The sequence below is a fragment of the Paludibacter propionicigenes WB4 genome (assembly GCF_000183135.1).
In the GTDB taxonomy this organism is placed as follows: Bacteria; Bacteroidota; Bacteroidia; order Bacteroidales; family Paludibacteraceae; genus Paludibacter; species Paludibacter propionicigenes.
In genome coordinates this window covers 2,625,290-2,649,711 of record NC_014734.1, presented here as the reverse complement: position 1 = coordinate 2,649,711, position 24,422 = coordinate 2,625,290, and the positions used below count along the sequence as shown (strand labels likewise).

The window sequence follows — 24,422 nt, the reverse complement described above, 5'->3', positions numbered from 1 at the left end:
AATTCCAGAGCTATATCATTTATTGTAAGGCATTGTAATCTTTATAGTTGTTCCTGTATTTTTTCCACTTATTATTGCAAGTTCTCCATCCAACAAGAACACACGTTCCTTCATCCCAATAAGTCCATACGAATCGTGATTTTTCTTTTGATTTTCATCAAACCCGACCCCATTATCTATGATTTCTAATATCAGACTATCATCTTTTTGTTTAAGTTTTACTTTTACTTCTGTTGCTTTAGCATGTTTTGCCACATTATTGAGGGCTTCCTGTATAATACGAAAAAGAGCTACGGCTTGCTGTGAGCTAAATTGCAAATCATTGTCTGTGTTCTCAAACTTACATTGCACTTTGTGCCTGTTCTGAAAAGCTTTAAGATGCTGTTTTACCGCATCAATAAATCCGAGCAAATCCAACACTTCAGGCCGGAGATCCGTCATAATCTTCCGGGCTGTATGAATTGTATTGTCAACCAAACTTGAAAGACTTTCAAATTTTTCTAAGACTTCCGCCGAATGCTGATCGTCAATGCCTTTAAGAACATTTTGTTTCAACATTCCCATATCTATCTTTATAGCAATGAGTATTTGCCCCAACTCATCATGTATTTCTCTCGCCAACAATATTCTTTCTTCTTCCCGAACATTTTGAAGGTGAGCAGCAAATTTCTTCAATTGTTCCTGGGATTCAGTCAACGCTTCCTGAGCTTTTTTCCTATCAGTAATATCTGTGTGCTGAATAATAACATGTGTTGTTTCACCATCTCTGTCCTGAATAGGATAAGCCCAATTACTGAACCAAGCTTTTCTATTCTCATTTGTTGAGGAATCAGGAACACTTTCGGTAGAGCCAATTTCCCTAAACATTTCCCATTCTACTGTTTTCCCTTTAGTGAATACTCTCTCCAGCTTTTTGTTGATCCCTTTTTTCAGAATCTCTACATCTTCAAAAATATTATATACTTTCCCTTCCATGTATTTGGCTTCAACTCCAAAAAGTTGGGTTAACTTAGGATTTACTCGCTCGCACCAACCTTCCTTATCCAGAATCTGCGTACTGAGAGATGACTGCATAAACATTTGCTCGAAGAACTGCTTCTGGTCTATCAATTCCTTTTCTATCCTTTTTCTGTCTGTAATATCAATATTAAATCCGGCTATTCCGATTAATTTCGAGTTTATATTAATCGGGAATATGATTTGCTGAAAAACATGTTCTTCGTTATTCCAGAAAAATGTGTACTCCTCATCAATCATTTCGCCTTCAAAAGCCCGTTTATTATTGTATTCCCACAACTCTCTGAGTGATTCATCAATCGTCGGATCAGTGTTAGGGGTTTTGCCAATGATGGAACCAAAATGATCAACTAATTTTTTATTCTCTAAAATCCCTACGCTATTAATATCTCTTGCCCAAATCTCAAAAGGTGTATTTTCGATAAATGTTCGAAGCAACATTTCACTTTTGTGTAAAGCATCCTCGGCTTGCTTTCTGGCAGTTATATCGTGCAGGCATAAGAGTAAACTTTTACTTTTACCATAATTGATAATAGCAGTGGAGCCCAAAAGTGATACGTCTTTCTCTACGTTATTTATTCTAAAAACAGATTGATATTCTACATTCTGATGCCCTTCGCCCGTAATAAAGGTGCTCTCCATAGCCATGCGTAAGCTGCACTCCGAACACTTTGAACCATGCCCACATCCTTTAGGACTTTCAAATGAATTAATACAACCTACTACTCCTCCTACTACATCTCCAATCAAATCGACCTCTGATACGCCCGTTAACGAAGAAAATGCTTTGTTGGCAAATTGAATTTGTCTTTTCTCATCTACCACACACATCATTACCGGAGCATAATCATAAATTGTTTTTAACTCATTTCTACTCTTTTCCAATGCTTCTTCAGCTTGCTTTCGCTCTTCTTCAGAATCGATAACATCAATAGCATATGAAATATCTTCTCTGATTTCTAACAATAATTTCTGCTCTTCATCGTCAAAGAAATTGACTTCAGATGCATAGAGAGTCATAGTTCCAATAGCCTTTCCCTTCCGAAAAATAGGGGCAGCAAAAGATGATTGATAGCCTCGCTTAAGTGCTTCTTCTTTCCACAAAGACATCATTGGATCTGAGGCAATGTTATTGCAAAATATCATCCTTTCTTCTCTAAATGCAGTACCTGTAGGGCCATTTCCATTTTCTCCCATCGGATAGATTTTTAGACTTTCTAAGTATCTATCATCATCTCCTGAAGAAGCAATCGGATTTAGCATACCTGTTGCCTCATCATAAATTCCCACCCAACACATGCGGAATTGTCCAAACTGAACAGCCAATTTGCATATTATTTCAAATAACTCATCAATATTCTTAGAGCGAATAATTTCCTGATTTATCTGGCTCAGAAAAGCATACAATCGCGTAACATAATTCAGCTTCTTCTCAACTTGCTTTTGTTCAGTAATATCTACAATAAGTCCTCTTAAACCAACTGATTTATTGTCTTTATAAATAGGATTTGAATATATCAGTGCTGGAAAAGTCGTTTCATCTTTCTTCTTTACATAGTACAAGTTGCTATCAATCGGCTTGCCGGCTATCCTGTCACGTAAAACACCCTGTGCAACTTCGCGATCTGAGTATTTAATGAAATCCAAGCCGTTTGTACCCAACAGTTCCAGACCCTCTTCTTCGTTGTATCCACATATCGTGAACCCATGTTTGTTTACGTAAGTCAGGTTTCCGTGCACGTCCGATTCAAATACAATTTGAGGCAACATATTTGCCATTTCGCGGAATTTTTCTTCACTTTCACGTAGTCTTTCTTCCGCTTTCTTTTGCTCCGTAATATCAATAATTATACCTCTGGCTCCTACATTACGTCCATCTTTAACAATGGCATTTGAATAAATCAAAGCTGAGAAGATAGAACCATCTTTGGCTACTAACCGAAACTCATTATCTTCAACTCGTTTTCCTAAAAGTGCTTTTTGAACAATACCGGTTGCTCTTTTTCGTTCTGCTGGAATATGTAAATCAAGCGAGTCCTTGCCTATTAACGTTCCATTCTCGTATTTGAATATTGTGTAAGCCTGCTCATTCACGTAGGTAATAATTCCGTTCACATCCATCTCAAATACCACCTGTGGTAAAAGGTTGGCCATATCACGGAATTTTTCTTCGCTTTCACGAAGAGCTTCCTGAGCTAGTTTTCGTTCAGTATTGTCGCGGATAGCAAATACCAATCTGCTGGGATTACCATCAGCATCACGAACAAATTCTGCATTAATTTCTGTATTTAAAATAGTTTTGTCTCTTCTGTAAATCTGATATTCTTCGGGTCCTTTAAAAACTCCCCGAAACATAGATTCAACATTATTTCTAGCCCTTTGAACTTCTGATGAAACAAGAAATTGTTCTATATTTTTTCCAATTATTTCTTCACTGTTTTTATAACCAAACAACTCCAATCCTCTCGGTGAAACCATAAGTATATTACCCTGTAAGTCGGCTACAGTAATGTTATCCGGTGATGCATTAATTACCGATCGATACAATTCTTCGCTTGCACGTAAAGCCTCCTCGGTTTTTTTCCTTGCTTCATTTTCATTTTTTAAATCTTCCAGTAGGTTTAAGGTGGCGCTGTGTGTTTTCTTTAACTCAAGCGTGCGAGCCTCCACTAGGGCAGCCAGACGTATATTCTCATCGCGTCTTTGAATATTCCCTATCTTTATTTTCAACATAGCCCTTATTTGGGCAATAAGTTCGCTTTGGTCAATAGGCTTGGCCAGAAAAGCCTCACCACCAACTTCGAGTCCTTTAATTCTACTTTCTTTATCTCCTTTGAGCGCCGTGACAAAAACGACGGGAATATCACGTAACCGTTCATTTTCTTTTAACTGTCGACAAACTTCAAAGCCATCCATATCCGGCATCACTATATCAAGCAAAATCACATCGGGATCCTCTTTAGAAGCTAACAGAAGACCTTCATTGCCGCTTAATGCCTTTATAACTCTTGCATAGGGAAACGATTCAAGAACAAGTGCCTGAATAATAATTAAATTATCCAAGTTATCATCAATGGCAAGAATTTTTATCTGATCACTTTCCATAAAGTACTTTATTTATCGTTTTAAAAAAGACTTTTTCATCAATAGGTTTAGACAGATAAGCATCAAAACCATACGCCAAAATCGTTTCTCTGTCGGATGTCATTGCACTGGCAGTAAGAGCTATAATAGGAATGTGTGACAGCTTGCCATCGTTCCGAATTGCTTTGAAAGCTTCAATTCCATCTACACCGGGTAATGCTATATCCATTAGAATAAAATCAGGAATATGTTTCTGTGCCATAATTACACCCTGAATTCCATCCACAGCCTCAAAAATTTTAAACTTTTCTCCTATTATTGCCTTTACTGTAGTCATATTATCCTGATTATCTTCAACAATCAAAACCGATGCTTGACCCTCTGTTGGCAGGAGTGGAATTACTCTGCTGATTTTTTTCTCTTCTTCCAAATGCAACATACCAGCCACAGAGCTAAGCAGCTCATTGCGGTTAACATCTCCTTTTTGAATAAGCTGATGTATATTATTTTTTTTCAAAAATTTGAGATCTTCTTTCGTGATATGCTTTGCCGTAAGGATCAGCACCGGAATATGTGCTGTTGGCTCAGCTTCACGAAGGGTTTTAAGCACTTCAAAGCCATCGACCTCTGGCATCATTAAATCTAAAATCATAGCGTCCGGTATAGTGTGCGAAATAATATCCAACGCCTCGCTTCCCCCGGTGGCAGTGAGTATATTGTAACCGCTTTCTTCCAAAAAATCTTTGATCTGTATAATTGCCGGTTCACTGTCTTCTACCAACAAAATTGTTTTTGGCGAATTGTTAGCCGGTGGAAACTTAGGAGTCACATTCTTAAAGCTCGTTTCAAATCGTGGGGTTTCAACAATTCTGTTTTCTACCGAATAATTCTCTGGCAACGAAAGTGTGAAAGTTGAACCTTCGCCTAGTATGCTCTTAACCGTCACTGTTCCGCCCAGTAAGTTAGCATATTTTTTTGCTATTGCCAGCCCTAAGCCCGTACCACCAAATTTGCGCGATGTACCCCCATCAGCCTGTCTGAATTCATCAAAAATATGGTCAATATTGCTTTCGGCTATACCAATGCCAGTATCAGTAACTGATATCTCGATTGCATTCTGAGTTTTTACAACATCGATTGACACACTCCCTTTCTCTGTAAATTTAACAGCATTTCCTACTAAATTTTGGAGAATATGCCGACATTTATCTATATCGCTGGTTATCACAATATCTTTAGAAATTGTTGCTTTTATTAGATCAATATTTTTCTGTTGAGCTTGCGGCTTAATAATTGACACAATGTCAGTAACAAGTTCTTCAACAATAAACTTTGAAACATCCACCTCTTCTCTTCCTGATTCAATGCGCGAAATGTCCAAAATATCATTAATCAATGACAGAAGATGCTTACCATTTCGCTCAATAACTTCGAGATAACTTAACTCATCCGCCGGAATTTTTTCGTTCAATCTACGGCTTAAAACTCCTGATAGCGCAATAACTGAATTAAGCGGAGTTCGTAATTCATGACTCATATTCGACAAGAAATTCGTTTTGAGCCTACTCGCCTCATGTAATTGTATTTTCTGCATCTCCAACTCTCTGTTTTGCTCAGCCAATTCGCTCGATTGAGCCTCCATCTCGGTCTTTTGCGCTTCGAGCTCACGGTTTTGAAATTCAAGGGTTTTCGAAAAATTTTGAATTCGCTGATAAGACAGTACGCCTTCTATACGGGCGGTCAACGTATCAAGTATATTTTCAATCAGCAATGCCGATTGTGTGCTATAGGTTCTAACACTAGCTAATGAAATAATAGCAATCACTTCTTTTCCGGATATAATGGGGATGGAAATAATTTCTCTCGGAACAATCTTACCACTTACTGTGTGGAACAGAAAACGCGTATCCTTAGGAATGCGCTTAATGGTTTTGACTTTTCTGGTAGATAATACCGATCCGAATTCACCCTCCAGGCTTGCAATATCAAAGGTAAGTTTTGATGTGTCGGACATGCCGAATGAAGACAGATGCTCGAAACGTTTTTTATCTTCAGATAGTAGATAAATAGCCGCCATTTGAGAATTGGTTTGCTCTGCCAGTGTTGGTAACACAGTTGCAAAGAATCTGCCCGGATCTTCTTCAAGCAACATTATCTGCGAAAGTTCAGCTGTTTTATGAGTTAATTCTTCATTCGTTTGTATACTCTGTAACATCGAATTGAACGCCTTCGATAAAACACCTATTTCATTTTGGGAGTCATAATGACTCCGAATACTCATATTTCCAGATTGAAATGCTTCGACAATATGAGTCAATTTTTTTATTGGAACTTTTACATTTACTAGAAGCAGAAAAATAATAATTCCGGAGAAAATCAGAATCAAAATAATCAATATGAATAACCCCCAGTTTAATGAGTCTTTTATTTTATTGGAATTAGCATAAAAAGTTTTACTCATTCTACTCTCATAATTATCAATCACCTGAATTCGGGACATAAATTCTGTTCTGTATTTTCCTACGATTCCATCTGGAGCAACATTTTTTTTAACTTCGTCTAGTTTACCGGCTAGGGCTAATTTCGTATTTATATCACGCGTTGTTTTCCAATTTATCATGGCTTTATAAGCCAAATCTATATCTGAACGCGGTCCGGAGTATTTCTGGCTAAGAGTATTAAATTGAGTCTGCATATCGGCAGAAGCTAGTTCAATTGATTGGATGGCCGCCTGTTTTTCCTCATCAGAAACAGCAAGCATTAAATCTCTTGTTCCCAATCTCATGTTGAAGATATCAATTTTTATATTGTTTACGACTCTCCCTAGTTGCAACGGATGGTTATATAGTTCTTCAGTTTGCACATGTATTTTATCAGCCTGAATATTGGATACAATTCCGAGGATGATAACAAACAAAACCATTGCTCCAAAGCCAAGTACAAGCTGAGTTCCTATTTTTAAATCTTTTATTTTCATGTTAATTTCTTTCTTGTAAAATATAGCAACCAACAAATGGTCTGAATACTATTTTAATGTTCTGTTTAGTCTATCTACAAGTTAATACTACATAATATCATTTGAAAATAGCCGACTGAGGATAAACCTCCTGAAAACCGGCACTTAAAAGAAATTCTCTCTCTGTTTCACTGGTCAATATAAACCCATTAGATGAAAGACAATGACTGGCTTTATTGATTATCTTTGACCTGAAAGCAGGCTGATAATAAAAAAGAAGATTAGCACAAATGACTAAGTCAAACTCTCCAAAAATACTTGAAGGAGGAGACGTGTGATAATCACTTAATAAATCAAAAACAGAGAAATCAATATTCTCTTTTAAATCCTCATTTATCTTATAATTATCGCCAATCTTGCTGAACCAGTTCTTGTGTCTTCTCAATGTTACGTTGTTCAATGTAGACTCTGTATAAATTCCGGCTTTGGCTTCTTTAATCTGTAATTCAGATTGGTCAGTGGCAAAAATACGGAAATTAATTTTCTCTCCTATTGCTTGAGAAAACTCTTTTAGAAGTATTGCCAAACTGTAAGTTTCTTGTCCGGCTGCACAAGCAGCCGACCAGATTCTAATTTCTTTTCTTTTTATTCGAACTCTATCCAACATAATAGATGGAATTATAATTTTTTCTAACACAGAGAACGACAGGGAATTTCGAAAAAATTCGCTATAACTAACAGATAAAGAACTGATAAAATGTTTACTTTCACTCTTATCCTGTCTAACTAAATCAAAATAAGAATTATCAGAATCACATAGAGTCTCGATCTTTCTTTTTTGAATCGATTTATTCAGAAATCCGGCATCATATTTAGAGATATCAACTCCGTGTCTTTCCAGCAGCAATTCTGATATTGGAATATTCATTTTTTTCATTCAACAATTTTATATTTGGGTTGCTGACCGGAGTTAACTAACATTCTATTAACCTCTCGTTTTAATTCAATCATCATCATTTCACGGTCTATTGTTAGATTATGGAATCTCAATAATTCATCCATCTTCTCTTGCAAAGCAAGTTCGCTAATTTTTCGTTCGGTGATATCACGTAAAACACCCTCATGAAATAAAACATTACCGCTTTCATCAACGTTATACCAACCATGGTCTTCAATCCAAATCGCAGTTCCGTCTTTCTTTTTCAATTGAAATACACTTGTTTCTTTGTGAAACTCATCTAAAGTCAGACTTTCTCTGTCAGCCTGATTGAAATACAGTTGAGTTTTAATATCAATAGCCATCAGTTCTTCCTTACTATCATATCCAAGCATCTGAATCATAGCGGGGTTCACATCTACAAACTTACCAGCACTAGTACTTTTATAAACTCCATCAGGAATTCGCAGAACTAAATTTCGATAAAGCTCCTCGCTTGCTCGCAATGCTTCCTCGGCTTTTTTTCGTTCTGTTATATCTCGTCCAAAACTCACCACTCCTTCAATTTTTCCATTATTGTAAATAGGAGAAGTGTTGACAGAAATAGTCAATAACGTAGTTTCTGATTTTTTAAAACGTAATTCATAGGTGCAGTTTTCTCCTGCCATCGTTCTTTGAAATACATCAGTCAGCATTGCCAAATCTTCAGAGAGAACAAAAGAGTCAAAAGATTTTCCAATCCACTCATCAGAATTAATTTCAGCAGTATTTATGGCCATTCTATTCAAAAAAGTAAAATTACCTTTACTGTCCAGTGCCCAGATCAAGTCATTTGAATATTCAATCATTGTCCTGTATTTATCCTCACTCTCCCGTAACGCATTTTCAACTTTCTTTCTGTGTGTAATGTCGTGAATAATAACCAAGATTCTGTTTTCGTTACCAAAAACCACACTTGTTCCATTTAGTTCGGCAAAGAAAGTAGAGCCATCTTTGCGTTTCAATTCAAGTTCTACATCAATAGCTTTTAGTTTTTGATCAATTCCTTTATTGAATACTTCGTAAGCCATAGGCAAAGATTCTTCTACAATAAATTCTAAAAAATGATGTCCCTGCATTTCATCAGGTTCAAATTGGAATATCGTTTTTGAAGCTGGAGATGCATACTGAATAACTCCCGTCAAGTCGCAAATAGAAATATAATCGGAGATTTGCTCTGTAATAGATCTGAATTTTTCTTCGCTCACTCGAAGAGCTTCTTCTGCACGCTTATTTTCAGTTATATCGCGGAAAGACCATACCCGCCCAACAATTGAACTTTCGATACGTTGCGGAATTGAATAACGCTCAAAAATACGGCCATCTTTCAGAAAAACAGTGTCTACGCTTGTTGCTAAGTGATTATTATACAAATACTTGACATTTGAAGCAAATTCATCGGATTCAACAATTTGATCCGCAATATATTCCAAAAACTGACGACCACTCTTGGCTGCAATAACACTCGTCGGAACATTCCACATTTCGATAAATTTCTTATTGAAGATGATAGGTGTACCCTTTAAATCAACCACCATAATTCCATCGGCTGTCGATTCAAGCGTTGCATTCAGTAGCGAAAACGAGTTCTTTAATTCTTCTTCAGCCTTTTTCCGAAGTGTAATGTCCTGAACAAGAACATGTCTTGCCTTTCTTCCATTGGAGATAATGGAAACAGTAGTTATGTCTACATTTATTATGCTTCCATCCTTTTTTATATGCCTCCATTCTCCGGCAAGTTTATGCTTCTTCTCATCAGCCCGAACATCAATTAAAAGTTCCGGAATATCTTCCGGTGGACGAATATCTGTAATTTTCATCCTAAGAAATTCTTCTCTTGAATATCCATAACTATCAATTAGTGATTGGTTTACCTCCAAAAAATATAGTGTTTCCATGTCACAAATGTACATCGGCTGGGGATTGTTATCAAACAAATAACGGTATTTCTCCTCACTCTCACGGAGGTCATTTTCCATCAACTTACGATCAGTAACATCACGCGCAGTAGCCAACAATACCTCCTTATCAAAGTACTTTCCTTTATTTACAAACACTTCTTTCAAAAAAACTTCTCCGTTTTTACGTACGCCCCAAAAATCTAAATTAGCAGGTGTACCTGTTTCGAAAGATCGTTGTATTATTTTTTGCACATTTTCGATGTTATTTAATCCCGGAGCTGAAACCGATTCCGGAGTAAGCCCTATGAGTTCCTCTCTTGACCGCTGATACATCCTTTCTGCACCCTTATTCACTTCGATAAAACAGCCGGTTTCATCTATTACATAAATAGCCTCCGAAACTGAATTAAAAATATCGAAATAGCTTTGTTTAGCCTGAATAATAGCTTCTTCGGCTTGTTTCCTCTCAGTTATATCCTGAATGGTAGATCTGATTCCTGTTATATTGCCTAAGTCATCCCGTAAAACCTTGTCTTGAATTGATACAGTGATAGTTGAGCCATCTTTTCGTCGAATATCCCTTTCAAATGGAGTGACAGAATTAGATCGCCCATTAAGTTTATCTAGAGTCGATTTGATTGATCTTTGTTCATCTACTGCATTTTTCCATACATATAGTCCAATTTGTTCTTCAGCCGTGTAACCCAACATATTCAACTCCGTTCTATTAACACGTACAATGCGACCCTCCGTGTCAACTTCATGGTAACCGATTGGTGCATTATCAAAAAGGTCTATAAAATCCTCACGACTTATAGTCCGTTCTGTAATATCTCTGATAATAACCAACGACCCTTTTTGTGAACCTTGTTCGAAAGCAGTTCCGTTTAGTTCTCCTATAAAAAGTGAACCATCTTTTCTCCTCATCGTCAACTCTAAATCAACAACTCTTATATTCAGATTGACAGTATCTTTAAATGAGGACATTGCCTTTTCGATAGAAGAATCATCAAGAAATTCAACAAAATTATGACCAACCATCTCTTCGGTCTCAAATCCAAAAATAGACTTACTCGACGGTGAGACGTACTGCACAACGCCATCAACATCAGTTATTGCTATCAAATCGGTAGTTTGTTCTGTTATTGAGCGAAATTTATTCTCGCTTTCTCTGAGAGCTACTTCAGCATTTTTACGTTCAGTTACATCTCTAAAGTTTATGACCAATGCTTCAACTGCAGGATCATTCAACAAATTGCTAAATGTACTTTCAATCCATATCCAAGTGCCATTCTTGTGTTTAAACCGATATACAATCGTGGGTGTTAAACCAGGATTTTTGAATAACTCATCCAACGTACTCAAAACAAAGGGTAAATCATCAGGATGCGTTAATTCATCCGGTATTGCGACTAATTCATCTGTAAGGCTATAGCCAAACATCTTCAGAGCAGATGGACTGAAATATTTAAATTGCCCTTCTGAATTGAGCAGCACAAAACCATCAGGTGCATTTTCTATTATAGCCTGATAATGTTTACTTAGTTTAATAATTTCTTCTTCAGCTTTTTTTCGCTCGGTTATATCATGAATCGTAGATATTACACCAATAATCTCATCATCTGTATTTCTCAGTACCGATATTGAATCGGAAAGCCAGACAGCTTTTCCCGAAGCTGGATAATAGTGAAAAAACTCAATCTCCGGACCGACAATACCCCGAAGTGCTTTCATTATATTCTCCAAAATGCCTACATCCTCCAATAAAGGGCTGAATTTTGAAACATGTTCGCCGATAACATCCGAGGCAGGAATTCCGGTAAGTTCTTCCATGAATGGATTCCATGTCTGAAACTTCAGGTCTTTGTCATAAACTACAATTCCTTCCTGAGCACTGGCTACAATTTGTTTATTGAACTGATTGGATTCTATTAAAGCCAGTTCTATTTGTCGTATCTTTAATTCATTTTGTACTTCTTTACAAACCCGTGTAATTACTATCGGTATTAAGTCCAAAAAGTTAGCATCTTTCACTATATAATCTCGCGCACCAAGCTTCATCATTTCAACAGCAATTCTTTCGTCTCCTTGCCCGGTAGCCAATATAAAAGGCGGTATCATCTGATATTCAGACATTAAATCAGCAATGAATTCTTTACCATTCTTATCGGGCAAGCTGTAATCAAGAAGAATCAATGAGGGTGTTTGATTTTTAATCCAATCAAATGCCTCCCTAGCCGAATTTACATTAGCTGTCTGAAATCCCTGCTCTTGTATCCTCTCATTCAGCAATTCAACTAAACCCGCATCATCCTCAATAATGAGTATAGTTTCTTTCAACGCTTCCATTTTCTGCTGGTTTTAAATTTTTATAATCTGTATAAACAAACCGAGCCTGGTTAGCATTTCGGTGAATTTATTGAAATCAATAGGTTTAGTAATGTATATGTTGCAACCCAATTTATAACAGGCCTCTACCTCCCTTGGGTCATCGGTTGTCGTGAGCATCATAATTGGGATTTCCTTTAAATCATTATCCGATTTCATTAGTTTCAATACCTCAATACCGTCCATTTTTGGCATATTGATATCAAGCAGCAATAAATAATTATTTTCCTGAATAGTTTTCGAATCTTTTGAAGAGAAAAAACTCCAGAGCTCTTCGCCATTGGAAAAACGAATAATTTCATTCTTAACTCCCGATTCTATTAATCCGTTATTAATTAATTCGGCATGTCCATCATCATCTTCAGCAATGAGGATGATTAATTTTTTATAAACTTCCATGATTAATGCGTATTAAATTAAAGTTCTAAGAAATCTTGTTTTTGCAATTCTATAAAGAATGTACTACCTTTTCCTTCAACAGATTCTACCCAAATCTTGCCATTGTGTTTACTGGCAATTCTTTTAGCAATACTCAATCCAATTCCTTCACCCACTTGAGAAGACTTTGCATCAACACGGTAAAAAACATCCCAGATTTTTTCAAAACTGTGAGAGCTTATTCCAATCCCGGTATCAGAAATTGCATATCGAACTTTTTTGTATTGAACCTCTGACGATATTTCAATTTTCAACAGTCTGTTCGGATCGTGATATTTCAGAGCATTATCAATAATATTTGAAAAAAGCTGATTCAATTGATTTTCATCTCCATAGCAATAGTCAAGGTTCTGAATAATAACTTGGGCCGAAAGTTCTGTGATTTGATAGTTATGAGCAGCAATAATTTTATTAATTAGCTGATTCATATCTATTTTATTCACATTCAGCATTAGCCGTCCACTCCTCGATATCTGCAACAGGCTCTTAATGAGCGTATCCATTTTAGAAACATTAGACAATATAAAGTCCACTGTTTTGGGCATTCCTTCATTTGTTATTTTATCGATTTCGGCCTTCTTTTCCGATTCTGATTTTGAGTCCGCCAGTATGGCTTTTATATCTTCAGATTGCTTTTGTAATCGCTGGCTAAATCCTTGTATATTTATCAATGGAGATCTTAAATCGTGCGAAGCCACATAAAGGTAGTTTTCAAGCTCCTTATTCTTATCGGTAATCAGCTCCTGAATTCTTTGAATATCAGTTATGTCTGATGCAATGGTAGAAAAACAGTTTTTCTTTGTTGAGACCGCTGAGATTAAGAAATGCCTCCCTGCAGGAGCATAGAAAGTATTGAATTCATACGACTCGCCCGTGATTCCAACCTTACTGTATAGTTCCAGATATGGTGCCGATTCGCAATGATAAAACTCCGTTGCCAGTTTTCCGATTACATCTTCTTTTTTTATTCCAAAAATTTGGCAGTAAGCATTATTACAATCTGTTATCTGGTAATTAATTACATTTCCATCCTCATCAAATACAAGTTCGTGCATAGCCACCATTTCTGTCATAGAGCTAAAAAGCGTACTGAGTTTTTCTTCGCTTTCTTGCAGGGCCTTTTCGGCTTGCTTTAGTTTATCAATATCTCGTGTGATGTTTAGAACATGTTTAACTCCATCTAATTCTATAATAGAAGCAGACATCATACCGTACACAAGTTTACCGCTTTTTGTTCTGAACTGCGCTACAAGATTTTCAATAAACCCCTTTTCTTTTACTTCATTGACCATTTTTTTACGGTCATTAGCATCCACCCATACATTCTTATCGATAGATGATTGTCCCAGTATTTCATCTCTATCATATCCCATGATGCGCGTAAATCCATCATTTACTGAAACATAAACACCATCTTCCAATCGATTAATACTTACTGAATCCGGACTTGTTGTAAATGCCTTCTTAAATTTCTCTTCGCTTTCATTCAGAGCCTTTTGCGCTCTGACCCGACTGGTAATATCATGTATTATCGTAAACAGAAAATTTTTATCTCCATCCTTTATTGGTGTAGAAAAAGCTTCTATATCACGTAGTTCCCCATTAGCTTTTCGATGAACAAAGTGAAAATGTTTCCGTCCTTTCAACTTCGCATCTTTCATTACATTAAAAATTTCATCGGAAGGAAGTATATTTATATCGGTTATCTTTTTCGTACAGATCTCATCATAAGTCCAGCCGTAAAACTCACAGGCCGTAGGATTTGCATCTACAATTTCTGCTGTTTCTGGATTTATCAACAACATGACTGAAGTATTATTTTCGAACAATGAGCGATACTTTTCTTCACTGGAACGAAGACTATTTTCTACAAGTTTTTGTTTCGTAATATCTCGTGTAAGGCTAAGTACATGAGGAATTCCGTCCAACTCAATGATAGCAGCTGATACCAGCGCATAAATTAATTCCCCGGTCTTAGTCCTAAATTGAGTCACAAAGTTATCCACTTTCCTATCTTCAAATAATATTTTAATCCAATTGTCCCTCTCTGCTGGATTGAGCCAAATATTCATTTCTAAAGAAGTCCTACCTATGATTTCATTTTCTGTATATCCTAAAATCTTTGTAAATCCTTCATTAGCCAAAACGTATGTTCCATTATCCAGCCTGTTGATATTCAAACAGTCCGGACTTGTCATAAATGCCTTTTTAAATTTTTCTTCACTCTCACGCAAAGCCTGTTCTATCTTCTTTCGCTCAGTAATATCTTGCATAGTTGATAAGATGCAACGTTCTCCGGCTAGTTCTGTAATTTGTACAGAAAACATTAGTACCAGTGGCTTCCCTGATGCCGATTTCGCCTGAACCTCAACATCGGTTAATATACCATTCTCTATCAACTGAGCTTTCAACTTTTGTCTGGTATCTTTGTCAATTAAATTAAGTTCTTCGGGGGTTTTCCCGATTACATCCTCTCTATGTAATTCCGCAATAAGAAGGAAACTTTCATTTACAGCAATGTAAGATCCATTTTTTTGGTTAGCAATGCTCATTGCCGCAGGACTTGCATTAAATGCCTGTGAAAACAGAATCTCCGTTTCCCTGATTTTTTCTTCAGCTTGTCTTAGCTCCGTAAGATCATGAATTATTAATTGTACAGCATGTTTACCATCAAATTCAATGGGTATCGATTTTACTCCTACATCTACATAAGAGCCATCCAGTTTTATAAGCCTCTCATTTATCAAAGGTAAAACCTTATGGTTTATGGATGCCTCTTTCATGCGGCTTGCGGCCAGTTCTTTAAATTCAGGATGTATAAAATCAAGTACCTGTTTATCAATCAGCTCATTTCTGGTTGTAGCTCCTATTAATTTGAAACATGCATTGTTTACAAATACAACCTTTTCGTCACAGTAAATTGCAATAGCATTCGGAGAGTTATCCACCAAGCCTCTGTATTTCAGCTCGCTTGCCTTTAATGCATCTTCTATTGCTTTTCGTTCAGTTACATCTTTGGAAAATATCGACACTCCAATCACTTCATTCTTACGGTTCAGAATCGGACTGTGCGAAACTTCAGAATAAAGCTGCTTTGATCCCGAATATCCTAAATAAACATACTCCGTAAATGTTTCACCAGCTAAAGCCTTGTCAATAAATGATTTTGCTTTAAGCCAATCAATCTGTAGGGTTTGATAATCGGATAATTTATCTCCTAACTTTACATCAACATTGTATAGCTCCTTCATGCGCCTGACATGTAACTCATTATAACCGGTGTAACGGTATTCAAAGTCAACCGAGAAAAAAGCATTGGTGATACTATTAAGAATTCCATTGACTAATAAGTCATGGTTTGCTTCTGCAATAGTAATTGAGTTTGCATGCATCTGTTTTTTCATGTCACAGGAGATTAGTCCATCCGGTTTTTAGCTATGCTGAATACAGTGTAAACTGCAAATAAAATGTCAAAACAAATTTTGATTTACATTTTTATGCTACTGTAGTAGTGGCAAATATAATAATAATTACATATTAATTTAATAGAAAGACAGATATATTTAAGGTTATATGTTTAGAAGCAGATATTTCAGGCTATTTTTGTAGCAATTATTCTATTTGACTGAGGCGCAAATTATTACATGCGCTGTTTTTATGTAACAGTTATAAGTCGACATCTTTATAAAAAGAAGCATAATCCGGCTCAAAGAAAATCCTTAGATCATAAAGATTTTAAGATATGAATAGGCACTGTGTGATAAGTTGAGAGTTAGTTATAAAAACGGAAAAATACCGCGAGACGTATTTAGTGTAAATAATACCCTTAAAAAGGCTTCAATTCTCTTAAATATAGGGGCAAAATAGCAAATATATGTTATAAAACATGCTTATAGAGCATTTTTTCATGGAAAACTATTGTTTTGTATTGGAAAAACCCGTAATTTTGCATCGTGATTTTTTCATAGTATTAGATTTAAGGTTAACAAAGATTGGTAGTAAGGCGTTACTACCTTTCGCGTTTTATAGAGACATGTTTTTGAATAATAAAGGATTTGTTCATAAAATCAATATATACCCAAAAAAGCCGCTGAAGATTTTAATCTTAGCGGCTTTTTTCTTTAGAATATTTCCAAAAACAATTTACATGAAGTTATTATATGTTATAAAACATGCTTTTAAAACATTTTTCTTGGAAATTTCTTGCATCGTATTGAAAAAACACATAATTTTGCATCGTGATTTTTTCATAGTATTAGATTTAAGGTTAACAAAAGATTGGTAGAATGCCGTGAGGCAAGCTACCTTTCGTCTTTTATAGGGGTTTGTAATTTTCATTCGGAATTAATGTAAACCAAATGTAACATTTTTAGTAGTCCCTCCTCCTACCATTATCTTTATGTTTTATACAAAAATATCTTTCTTTTCAAGTCGAATCGTGTGTGTTTTTATTAATTAAGTATAAATTCAAGCTACAAGAACAACTATTTAACGCATTTCATTTGGAAAACATTAAAACGCGATATATATTTGCATCATGATTTTTTCATAGTATTAGATTTAAGGTTAACGAAAGATTGGTAGAGTGCCGTGAGGCAAGCTACCTTTCGTCTTTTTATAGAATACACTTCAGGCTAACCAGATGGAATTCTGACAAAACTTTCCTACAGACTTCAACATCCCCTCACTCCCGCCCGACAAAGCAATATCTCTTGCCTCTTTCAAACAAAAAAGCTACTTTTGCAACTCAAATTCATTCAATTATCACATATGAACATTCTTCTCCTCGGTTCAGGCGGACGCGAACACGCAATGGCTTGGAAAATAGCTCAAAGTCCTAAACTCACGACACTTTTCATTGCTCCGGGCAATCCGGGAACAGCCAACGTTGGAACAAATCTTCCCATTGCGGCAGATAATTTTCCGGCTATTAAAACCGCTGTATTGGAAAATAACATCAATATTGTGGTTGTAGGGCCTGAAGATCCCTTAGTGAAAGGTGTTGTTGATTTTTTTGCTGCTGATAAGGAGTTGAAGGATATACCTGTTATCGGACCCGATAAAATTGGCGCTCAATTAGAGGGCAGTAAAGATTTCTCGAAACAGTTTATGTTCCGCCACAATATCCCTACTGCGGGCTACCTGAGTGTGACCTGCGAAAACATTGCAGAAGGTATTGAATTTCTCAAAAATCATGAAGCTCCTTATGTTTTGAAAGCCGATGGTTTGGCTGCCGGTAAGGGAGTACTGATTTTGAATGATTTGGACGAAACAATTTCGGAATTGAAATCTATGCTCGATGGAAAATTCGGCGCCGCAAGTAAAACGGTTGTTATCGAAGAGTTCCTATCTGGCATTGAATGTTCGGTATTCGTAATCACAGATGGTAAAAATTATAAGATTCTTCCGGAGGCGAAAGACTATAAACGAATTGGTGAAGGAGACAAAGGTTTAAACACAGGCGGTATGGGTGCCGTTTCGCCCGTTCCGTTTGCCGACAAAGATTTCATGCGTAAAGTTGAAGAACGCATTATAAAACCAACAGTCGATGGACTTAACAGCGAAGGCATAGTTTACAAGGGATTTATTTTCTTTGGATTGATTAAAGTAAACGGTGAACCGTACACCATTGAATACAATGCTCGTATGGGCGATCCAGAAACCGAAGTGGTAATGTTGCGGATTAAAAGCGACTTTGTGGATCTACTGGAAGGGGTGGCCAATGGAAATCTGAATGAAAAGACAATAGAAATAGATGAACGAAGTGCAGTTACCGTCATGCTGGTAGCAGGAGGATATCCCGAAGAGTATGATAAAGGAGATGAAATCATCGGTTTGACGGAGGTAAGTGAAAGTATTGTTTTCCAAGCAGGAACTGCTCTGAAAAACGGTAAATTAGTGACAAATGGCGGTAGAGTCATGGCCATAAGCTCGTATGGTTCAAGCAAAGCTGAGGCATTGGCAGTTTCGTTTTCAAATGCTCAGAAGATTCAATACAAAGGAAAATACTTTAGAAGCGACATCGGATTTGATTTATAAAACAATATGGCAAAAATACTGGTAATTGACGACGAACGCAGCATACGCAATACGCTCAAAGATATACTTGAATTCGAAAAACATCAGGTAACTTTAGCCGAAAACGGTAAGCAAGGACTTGAAGCAGCACAAAATGCTGTATTCGACCTTATTTTTTCGGATATAAAAATGCCCGAAATGGATGGTATCGAGCTTCTTGGTCATTTACACGAGATAAGTATTGAAGCCCCTATTGTTATGATTTCCGGTCATGGAAACATTGAAACCGCTGTAGAATGCATCAAAAAAGGAGCATTTGATTTCATCGTTAAACCAATAGATTTAAACCGTTTACTGATTACTGTCAGGAACGCTTTGGAACGCAATACACTGGTTACCGAAACTAAAACACTGAAAAAGAAAGTAGCCAAGCGACATCAAATGATTGGTACATCTCCGGCAATAGAAAAAGTACGTTTGATGATTGAACGCGTAGCACCGACTGATGCCCGGGTTTTAATTACCGGCGATAATGGTACAGGTAAAGAAGTGGTGGCGCGACTTCTTTTTGAACAAAGCAACCGTACAGAAGCACCCTATGTGGAAGTAAACTGTGCAGCCATTCCATCGGAACTTATTGAAAGTGAGCTTTTCGGGCACGAAAAAGGAGCATTTACTTCGGCTATCAAACAACGTATCGGAAAATTTGAACAGGCTGACGGAGGAACAATTTTTCTGGATGAGATTGGCGACATGAGCCTGTCGGCACAGACAAAAGTGCTCCGGGTACTACAAGAGAACGAACTTACACGGGTGGGTAGCGACAAAAGCATCAAAGTAAATGTGCGCGTATTGGCCGCAACAAACAAAAACCTCAAAAAAGAAATAGAAAGCGGAAATTTCCGCGAAGACCTGTTTCACCGCTTGAATGTTATTCCCATTCACGTTCCAAGTCTGGATGAGCGGAAAGAAGATATACCATTGCTGGTTAGTCATTTCTGCGAATTAATCTGCAGCGAACAGGGCATTCAACCCAAAACTTTCGAAGAAGCGGGAATCGAAACACTTAAATCTCGCTCATGGACAGGCAACATACGCGAACTTCGCAATGTTGTAGAACGTCTGATCATCCTTGGTGGAGCTACTATCAGCAAAGAGGATGTTGAAATGTTTGCCTGAAATCCACTACCCCACCATCATTTTATATTTTGCCACAAAAAAAGTTGAATTGCCACTGGTGGTATGTTCAACTTTAATTGTCATACAAACGGAGAATGCTAAGCCGGAAATATAATTCACAACAAAAATTTATATCTTTGTCGCTAGACTGGTAAGGAATAGTAATTCATTATTTTCAAAACATGTTAGAGACAATAAAGGATTTGCGGGAAGGAAATCACTTAGCATTTGAGCAACTTTTCGACGATTGTTATGAGGCATTGTGCAGGTATGCATACTCTATTTTAAGAGATATGGATGATGCCGAAGACATTGTTCAAAAGACATTTTGCAAATTGTGGGACCAGCACGAATCGCTGGATATTCAAAGTTCCGTCAGTTCATACATGTATCGCATTGTACACAATAATTGCCTGAACACTATTCATCAGAAAACCAGTCATCTGGAACATAACCTGAACTACATTTCGTCAATGAATACAGATGTAAACTCAACAGCAGATTACATAGAGAGCACAGATTTACAGAAAGCCATTGACACTGCCCTGGCAAGCCTGCCACCGCAATGCCGGAAAGTATTTGAAATGAGCCGTATAGAACAGTTATCGTATGCTGAGATAGCGTTGCAACTTAATATCTCTACCAATACGGTAGAAAATCATATTTCGAAGGCTCTGAAAATCCTCCGGGTAGAATTAAAAGATTTTTTATTTTTATGTTTATTGCTTCGGTTACTAAAATAAAAAAGCCATGAAAGAAAATACAGATAATTTACTGGCGCGATATTTTGGTGGAAATTCATCAGAACAAGATATGCAGGCATTGGAACTATGGATTTCAGAGTCGGCCGAAAATCAATTGTACTTTGATGAACTAACCGAGCTTTATGCCAAATTGGGCACTGCCGATAGAAATATACCCAAACCAAACACCGAGCGTGCGAAAAAATCGTTCATGGCTTACATGGCATTGCAGACAAACAACAAAACACAAGCGGTTGAAACAAAACACAAACCCTTGTTCAAAAGTTGGTTATTCCGGGCTGCGGGAATTGCTCTAATACTAGCTTTTTCCTTTTCTGCCTGGATGATTTTCTCGGAACACGATGTGGTGCTAGCCTCCAAAGAAACTACAAAAGAGGGCACATTGTCCGATCAGACAGAGATTAAACTATCAAAAAACAGCAAAATTATTTACAGCTCAAGATACGGAAAGAAAGCACGGAAAATACGGCTGGAAGGTCAGGCATTTTTTGCTGTCGGACACAAAGGGAAAGGTATTTTACAAATACATGCCGACGAGACATTTATAGAAGATATCGGAACAAAATTCACAGTATCCGCTTATCCTGATAGCGACAAGGTAAAAGTAAACGTGAGTGAAGGTAAAGTACACTTTTACACAACCACCAACGACGGAATTATTCTGTCGGCAACCGAAACCGGCATCTACGATAAACAAAGTAAGAAATTTTCGGTTATAAAATCAGAAGTATACTCTGTAACCAAAGACATAAAACATATAGAGTTCAACGGCAAAAACCTACACGACGCCATGGATATAATAGCCAAAGAATACGATATAAAAATACGTTTTGAGGAAGCCTCTATCGGCAATCGTAAAATAACCGTAAACTTCGATGGCGAAAATGTGGATATGGTGCTCAATGTAATTGCCGAGACACTTGATTTAGACGTAAAAAAAGATACCGGAGGTTATCTTCTGCAAAACAATAACAAATTACCCAACTAATGACTAAACTGATTAGCCGTTTGATTATTTGCATTCTTTTATTATTTCCGGCAAGATTGGTTGCACAAAACAGTTATGCCAATAAGATAGTCAGTTTCCCGGCAGGACACAGTACCTTAAAAGTGGCTCTTAATACATTGAGCAGGCAGACGGGTTGCGTTTTTTCGTACGATCCCACAAAAATAAACGATAAGCAGGAGTTTACGTTCCCACAACTCAACAAACAACCCCTGAAAACTGCGCTCCAGAAATTATTACCCAAACCCATTAAATTCAAATTTACAGGAAAATATGTGGTTTTGCTGAAACCTGATGCGGCAAAAATTGACCCTCCGGTTAAGACTCCGGCGTTATCTGTTCATACCGTTCCGGTAAATACTAAAACAGAATTTAAAATTGCCGAAAGTTTCACTATCATTGCAGCAACTGACACCATACAACCAATAAAAGAGACCTCTACTGCCTATACAGTAAATCCACCCGCAGACCCGATACCACTGGAAACAAGCCCTACAGTAGAAACACCTGTGGCACAAACTATTCAAAAAATTACAACAGCTACGCCCGACACTGTAAAATCCAAAACAACAAGTTCAATAATTGACCTGGGCTTTGCTGCCAACAAACACTTATCAGGTTTCTTTGCTCATATTGGCGTCAACCAGCTTTATGCAATTATTTCTACAGGTTCGGACTATCATAAATCCTACCATTTGGGATTGGGTGCAGGCGTAAAATTTCAGTTCACTAAACACTGGGGAATAAATATAGACCTGATTCAGTATGCACTCGTCAGAGGAAAATCCTATAAAGTCAATGTAAGAGCAGCCACCACCGAGCTGACCCCTATGTTGGACTTCGCTGTAGTACCACGCCTTAAGCTCTTTGCCGGACCTTCTTTCTATCTCATAAAATCGAGGTATTTAAACGGAAATCCCACCGGCAGTTTAGGAAAATATGTCGGATACAGTGCATTGCTGGGGCTTAAGATTGATTTGGGTAAGTCGAAAGTGCGTAAAATATAAAGAAATCGTAAAAAATATTTTCGACATAAACTACATATTTACAGCTACCTACGGCAAAATTCATCTTCATTACAAAATATTTTCTAATCTAAAAGACATTTTTTTCAACTTACAATAGTGGTACTGATTCAATTGTTTGTCTTAGGTATATAAAGCAAACAAAATTATCAACAACTAATAAAAAAACTATTATGAAAAAAGTAAATCTATTGGCAATAATTGCTATTTCATTCAGTCTTTCTTCGCTAGTGTCGTGTACTACTGATTTAACCGGAACAACCGATGCATCGTTAACTGCCACAGCAACCGATGAAGGTCAGGCAGCAACTGTAAATGATCAGATTGTAAGTACTGCGGACGACTATGTAAACGTTTTGGATGCATCGGGCTATCAGGCAGTGAAAAGCACAACCGATTCGAACCCGCAAAAAACAAACATCAAAATTACGATGGACAGCGTGGTAATTACTGTTGACAGAGTGGGGTTAAACGATTACCCAAAAAATATCTGTCTTGATTTCGGCACCGGCGTTACTGTAAAACGCGGCAACAGACTTAAAGGTAAGATATACATTACTGTTAGTGCTAAAATGAACATTGCAAATTCAACCAGGACATTTACTTTCTCTGACTTTTACGTAAACGATAACCAGCTTAAAGGCGGAAAAACTGTGACTTTCAAAGGCTATACCGACCTACAGGAACCTTACTGGAGAATTGTAGCCAAGGATACACTTGTACGCACCGATGGAACAAAAGTGATATGGAACACCGAACGTACGCGTACACGCATTGGCAACAACAATACACCGCTTATCTACTGGGATGATATCTATTCGATAACAGGATCATCAAGCGGCGTGAATGCTAAAGGAGTGGCTTATACGATGGTAATTCAGGATTCCAATCCATTAATCATAAGCGGCAATTATCCATACTTTACCAAAGGATCTGTTGTAATTACTACCGATAGCAAAACAGTGCTGGTAGACTATGGCGATGGAACGAAAGACAATAAAGCAACTGCCACCATTAATGGAGTAACAAAAGAATTTACCTTGAAAAAATAATTTCAGTTACAAATTACAAGATAAGAAGTTACTAGCGACACTTCAATTTAAAGTCAAAAGGTCTGTCAGAATAAACTGACAGACCTTTTTGTTTGGAGCAGATTGCGTTATAACTGTATAAGATCAATGTAATGTCTGTCAGAATTCACTTTGTCATCGGGGATGAAAATTTAATCCAACTTGTCTTCTCTATCAGGCTTAAACATGAATTGGATAAAATATGTGAGATATGATGGTAGTGTAGATGCTTATAATAGTAAGAGTTTGACGTCGTATTCTTCCATCTTTTCTTGACATTTCTTTCCGCCGTGGGCGGAAAGACCAAAATGACCGTTTTTATGATTCCGCCGCAGGCGGAAGTTGTTTCTGATCACTATTTAGCTTTCCGCCTTGGGCGGAAATGTTTTACAGCATGTTTTCATGATTCCGCCCGCGGCGGAAAGGGTATGATGATTCTTTTTGCTTTTCCGCCCGGGGCGGAATATTGATGATTAAAATATTGACGCGCATTTATAGGTTGTGAACAAAAAAACATTGATTATTTAAATGAAAGGAGGTCTGTCGAAATGAATCGGCAGACCTCGTTTAAGATTGGCAATAGCCCCTTTAGGGGTTGGG

At 37.2% G+C, this 24,422-nt stretch carries 12 protein-coding genes; 6 read left to right on the top strand and 6 right to left on the bottom strand.

Translation table 11 applies throughout. The features are described from left to right. Positions 1 to 15: 15 nt before the first annotated feature. From PALPR_RS15470 to PALPR_RS10830, 6 genes are all read right to left on the bottom strand, one after another. A complete protein-coding gene (locus PALPR_RS15470; RefSeq protein ID WP_013445676.1) occupies positions 16 to 4,122 on the bottom strand; it encodes a PAS domain S-box protein in 4,107 nt (1,368 codons plus the stop codon). Next, entirely contained in the window at positions 4,112 to 7,078 is a 2,967-nt protein-coding gene (locus tag PALPR_RS10850; RefSeq protein ID WP_148226470.1) for a response regulator, read from the bottom strand. Before PALPR_RS10850 ends, PALPR_RS15470 begins: the two co-directional genes overlap by 11 nt. A 97-nt stretch (positions 7,079 to 7,175) precedes the next feature. Next, complete coding sequence (locus PALPR_RS15465) at positions 7,176 to 7,985, bottom strand: CheR family methyltransferase (RefSeq protein ID WP_171805041.1); 810 nt, start codon at positions 7,983 to 7,985, stop codon at positions 7,176 to 7,178. A 5-nt stretch (positions 7,986 to 7,990) separates the two neighbouring features. Beyond that, the gene (locus PALPR_RS10840) at positions 7,991 to 12,283 is read right to left on the bottom strand and encodes a PAS domain S-box protein (protein ID WP_013445673.1); all 4,293 of its coding nucleotides are present in this window, start codon (positions 12,281 to 12,283) and stop codon (positions 7,991 to 7,993) included. A 12-nt stretch (positions 12,284 to 12,295) separates the two neighbouring features. Beyond that, positions 12,296 to 12,721, bottom strand: a complete 426-nt coding sequence (locus PALPR_RS10835; RefSeq protein WP_013445672.1) for a response regulator — start codon at positions 12,719 to 12,721, stop codon at positions 12,296 to 12,298. Positions 12,722 to 12,738: 17 nt separating this feature from the next. Continuing rightward, positions 12,739 to 16,164: a PAS domain S-box protein gene (locus tag PALPR_RS10830; protein ID WP_013445671.1), complete on the bottom strand. Its 3,426-nt coding sequence runs from the start codon at positions 16,162 to 16,164 to the stop codon at positions 12,739 to 12,741. Positions 16,165 to 17,530: 1,366 nt separating this feature from the next. Between PALPR_RS10830 and purD the strand changes: the two genes are divergently transcribed. From purD to PALPR_RS10795, 6 genes are all read left to right on the top strand, one after another. After that, positions 17,531 to 18,799 carry a phosphoribosylamine--glycine ligase gene (gene purD / locus PALPR_RS10820; RefSeq protein ID WP_013445669.1) on the top strand — a complete coding sequence of 423 codons (1,269 nt, stop codon included), beginning with the start codon at positions 17,531 to 17,533 and terminating at the stop codon, positions 18,797 to 18,799. 6 nt (positions 18,800 to 18,805) lie between these two features. Beyond that, complete coding sequence (locus PALPR_RS10815; RefSeq protein WP_013445668.1) at positions 18,806 to 19,957, top strand: sigma-54-dependent transcriptional regulator; 1,152 nt, start codon at positions 18,806 to 18,808, stop codon at positions 19,955 to 19,957. A gap of 182 nt (positions 19,958 to 20,139) precedes the next feature. Beyond that, the gene (locus PALPR_RS10810; protein ID WP_013445667.1) at positions 20,140 to 20,700 is read left to right on the top strand and encodes an RNA polymerase sigma-70 factor; all 561 of its coding nucleotides are present in this window, start codon (positions 20,140 to 20,142) and stop codon (positions 20,698 to 20,700) included. Between the two features lie 7 nt (positions 20,701 to 20,707). After that, positions 20,708 to 21,709, top strand: a complete 1,002-nt coding sequence (locus tag PALPR_RS10805; protein WP_013445666.1) for a FecR family protein — start codon at positions 20,708 to 20,710, stop codon at positions 21,707 to 21,709. Then, on the top strand, positions 21,709 to 22,734 hold the full coding sequence (locus PALPR_RS10800; protein WP_013445665.1) for a hypothetical protein: 1,026 nt from the start codon (positions 21,709 to 21,711) through the stop codon (positions 22,732 to 22,734). The genes PALPR_RS10805 and PALPR_RS10800 overlap by 1 nt, the downstream gene beginning before the upstream one ends. 191 nt (positions 22,735 to 22,925) lie before the next feature. Further along, entirely contained in the window at positions 22,926 to 23,804 is an 879-nt protein-coding gene (locus PALPR_RS10795) for a hypothetical protein (protein ID WP_013445664.1), read from the top strand. Positions 23,805 to 24,422: the final 618 nt, after the last annotated feature.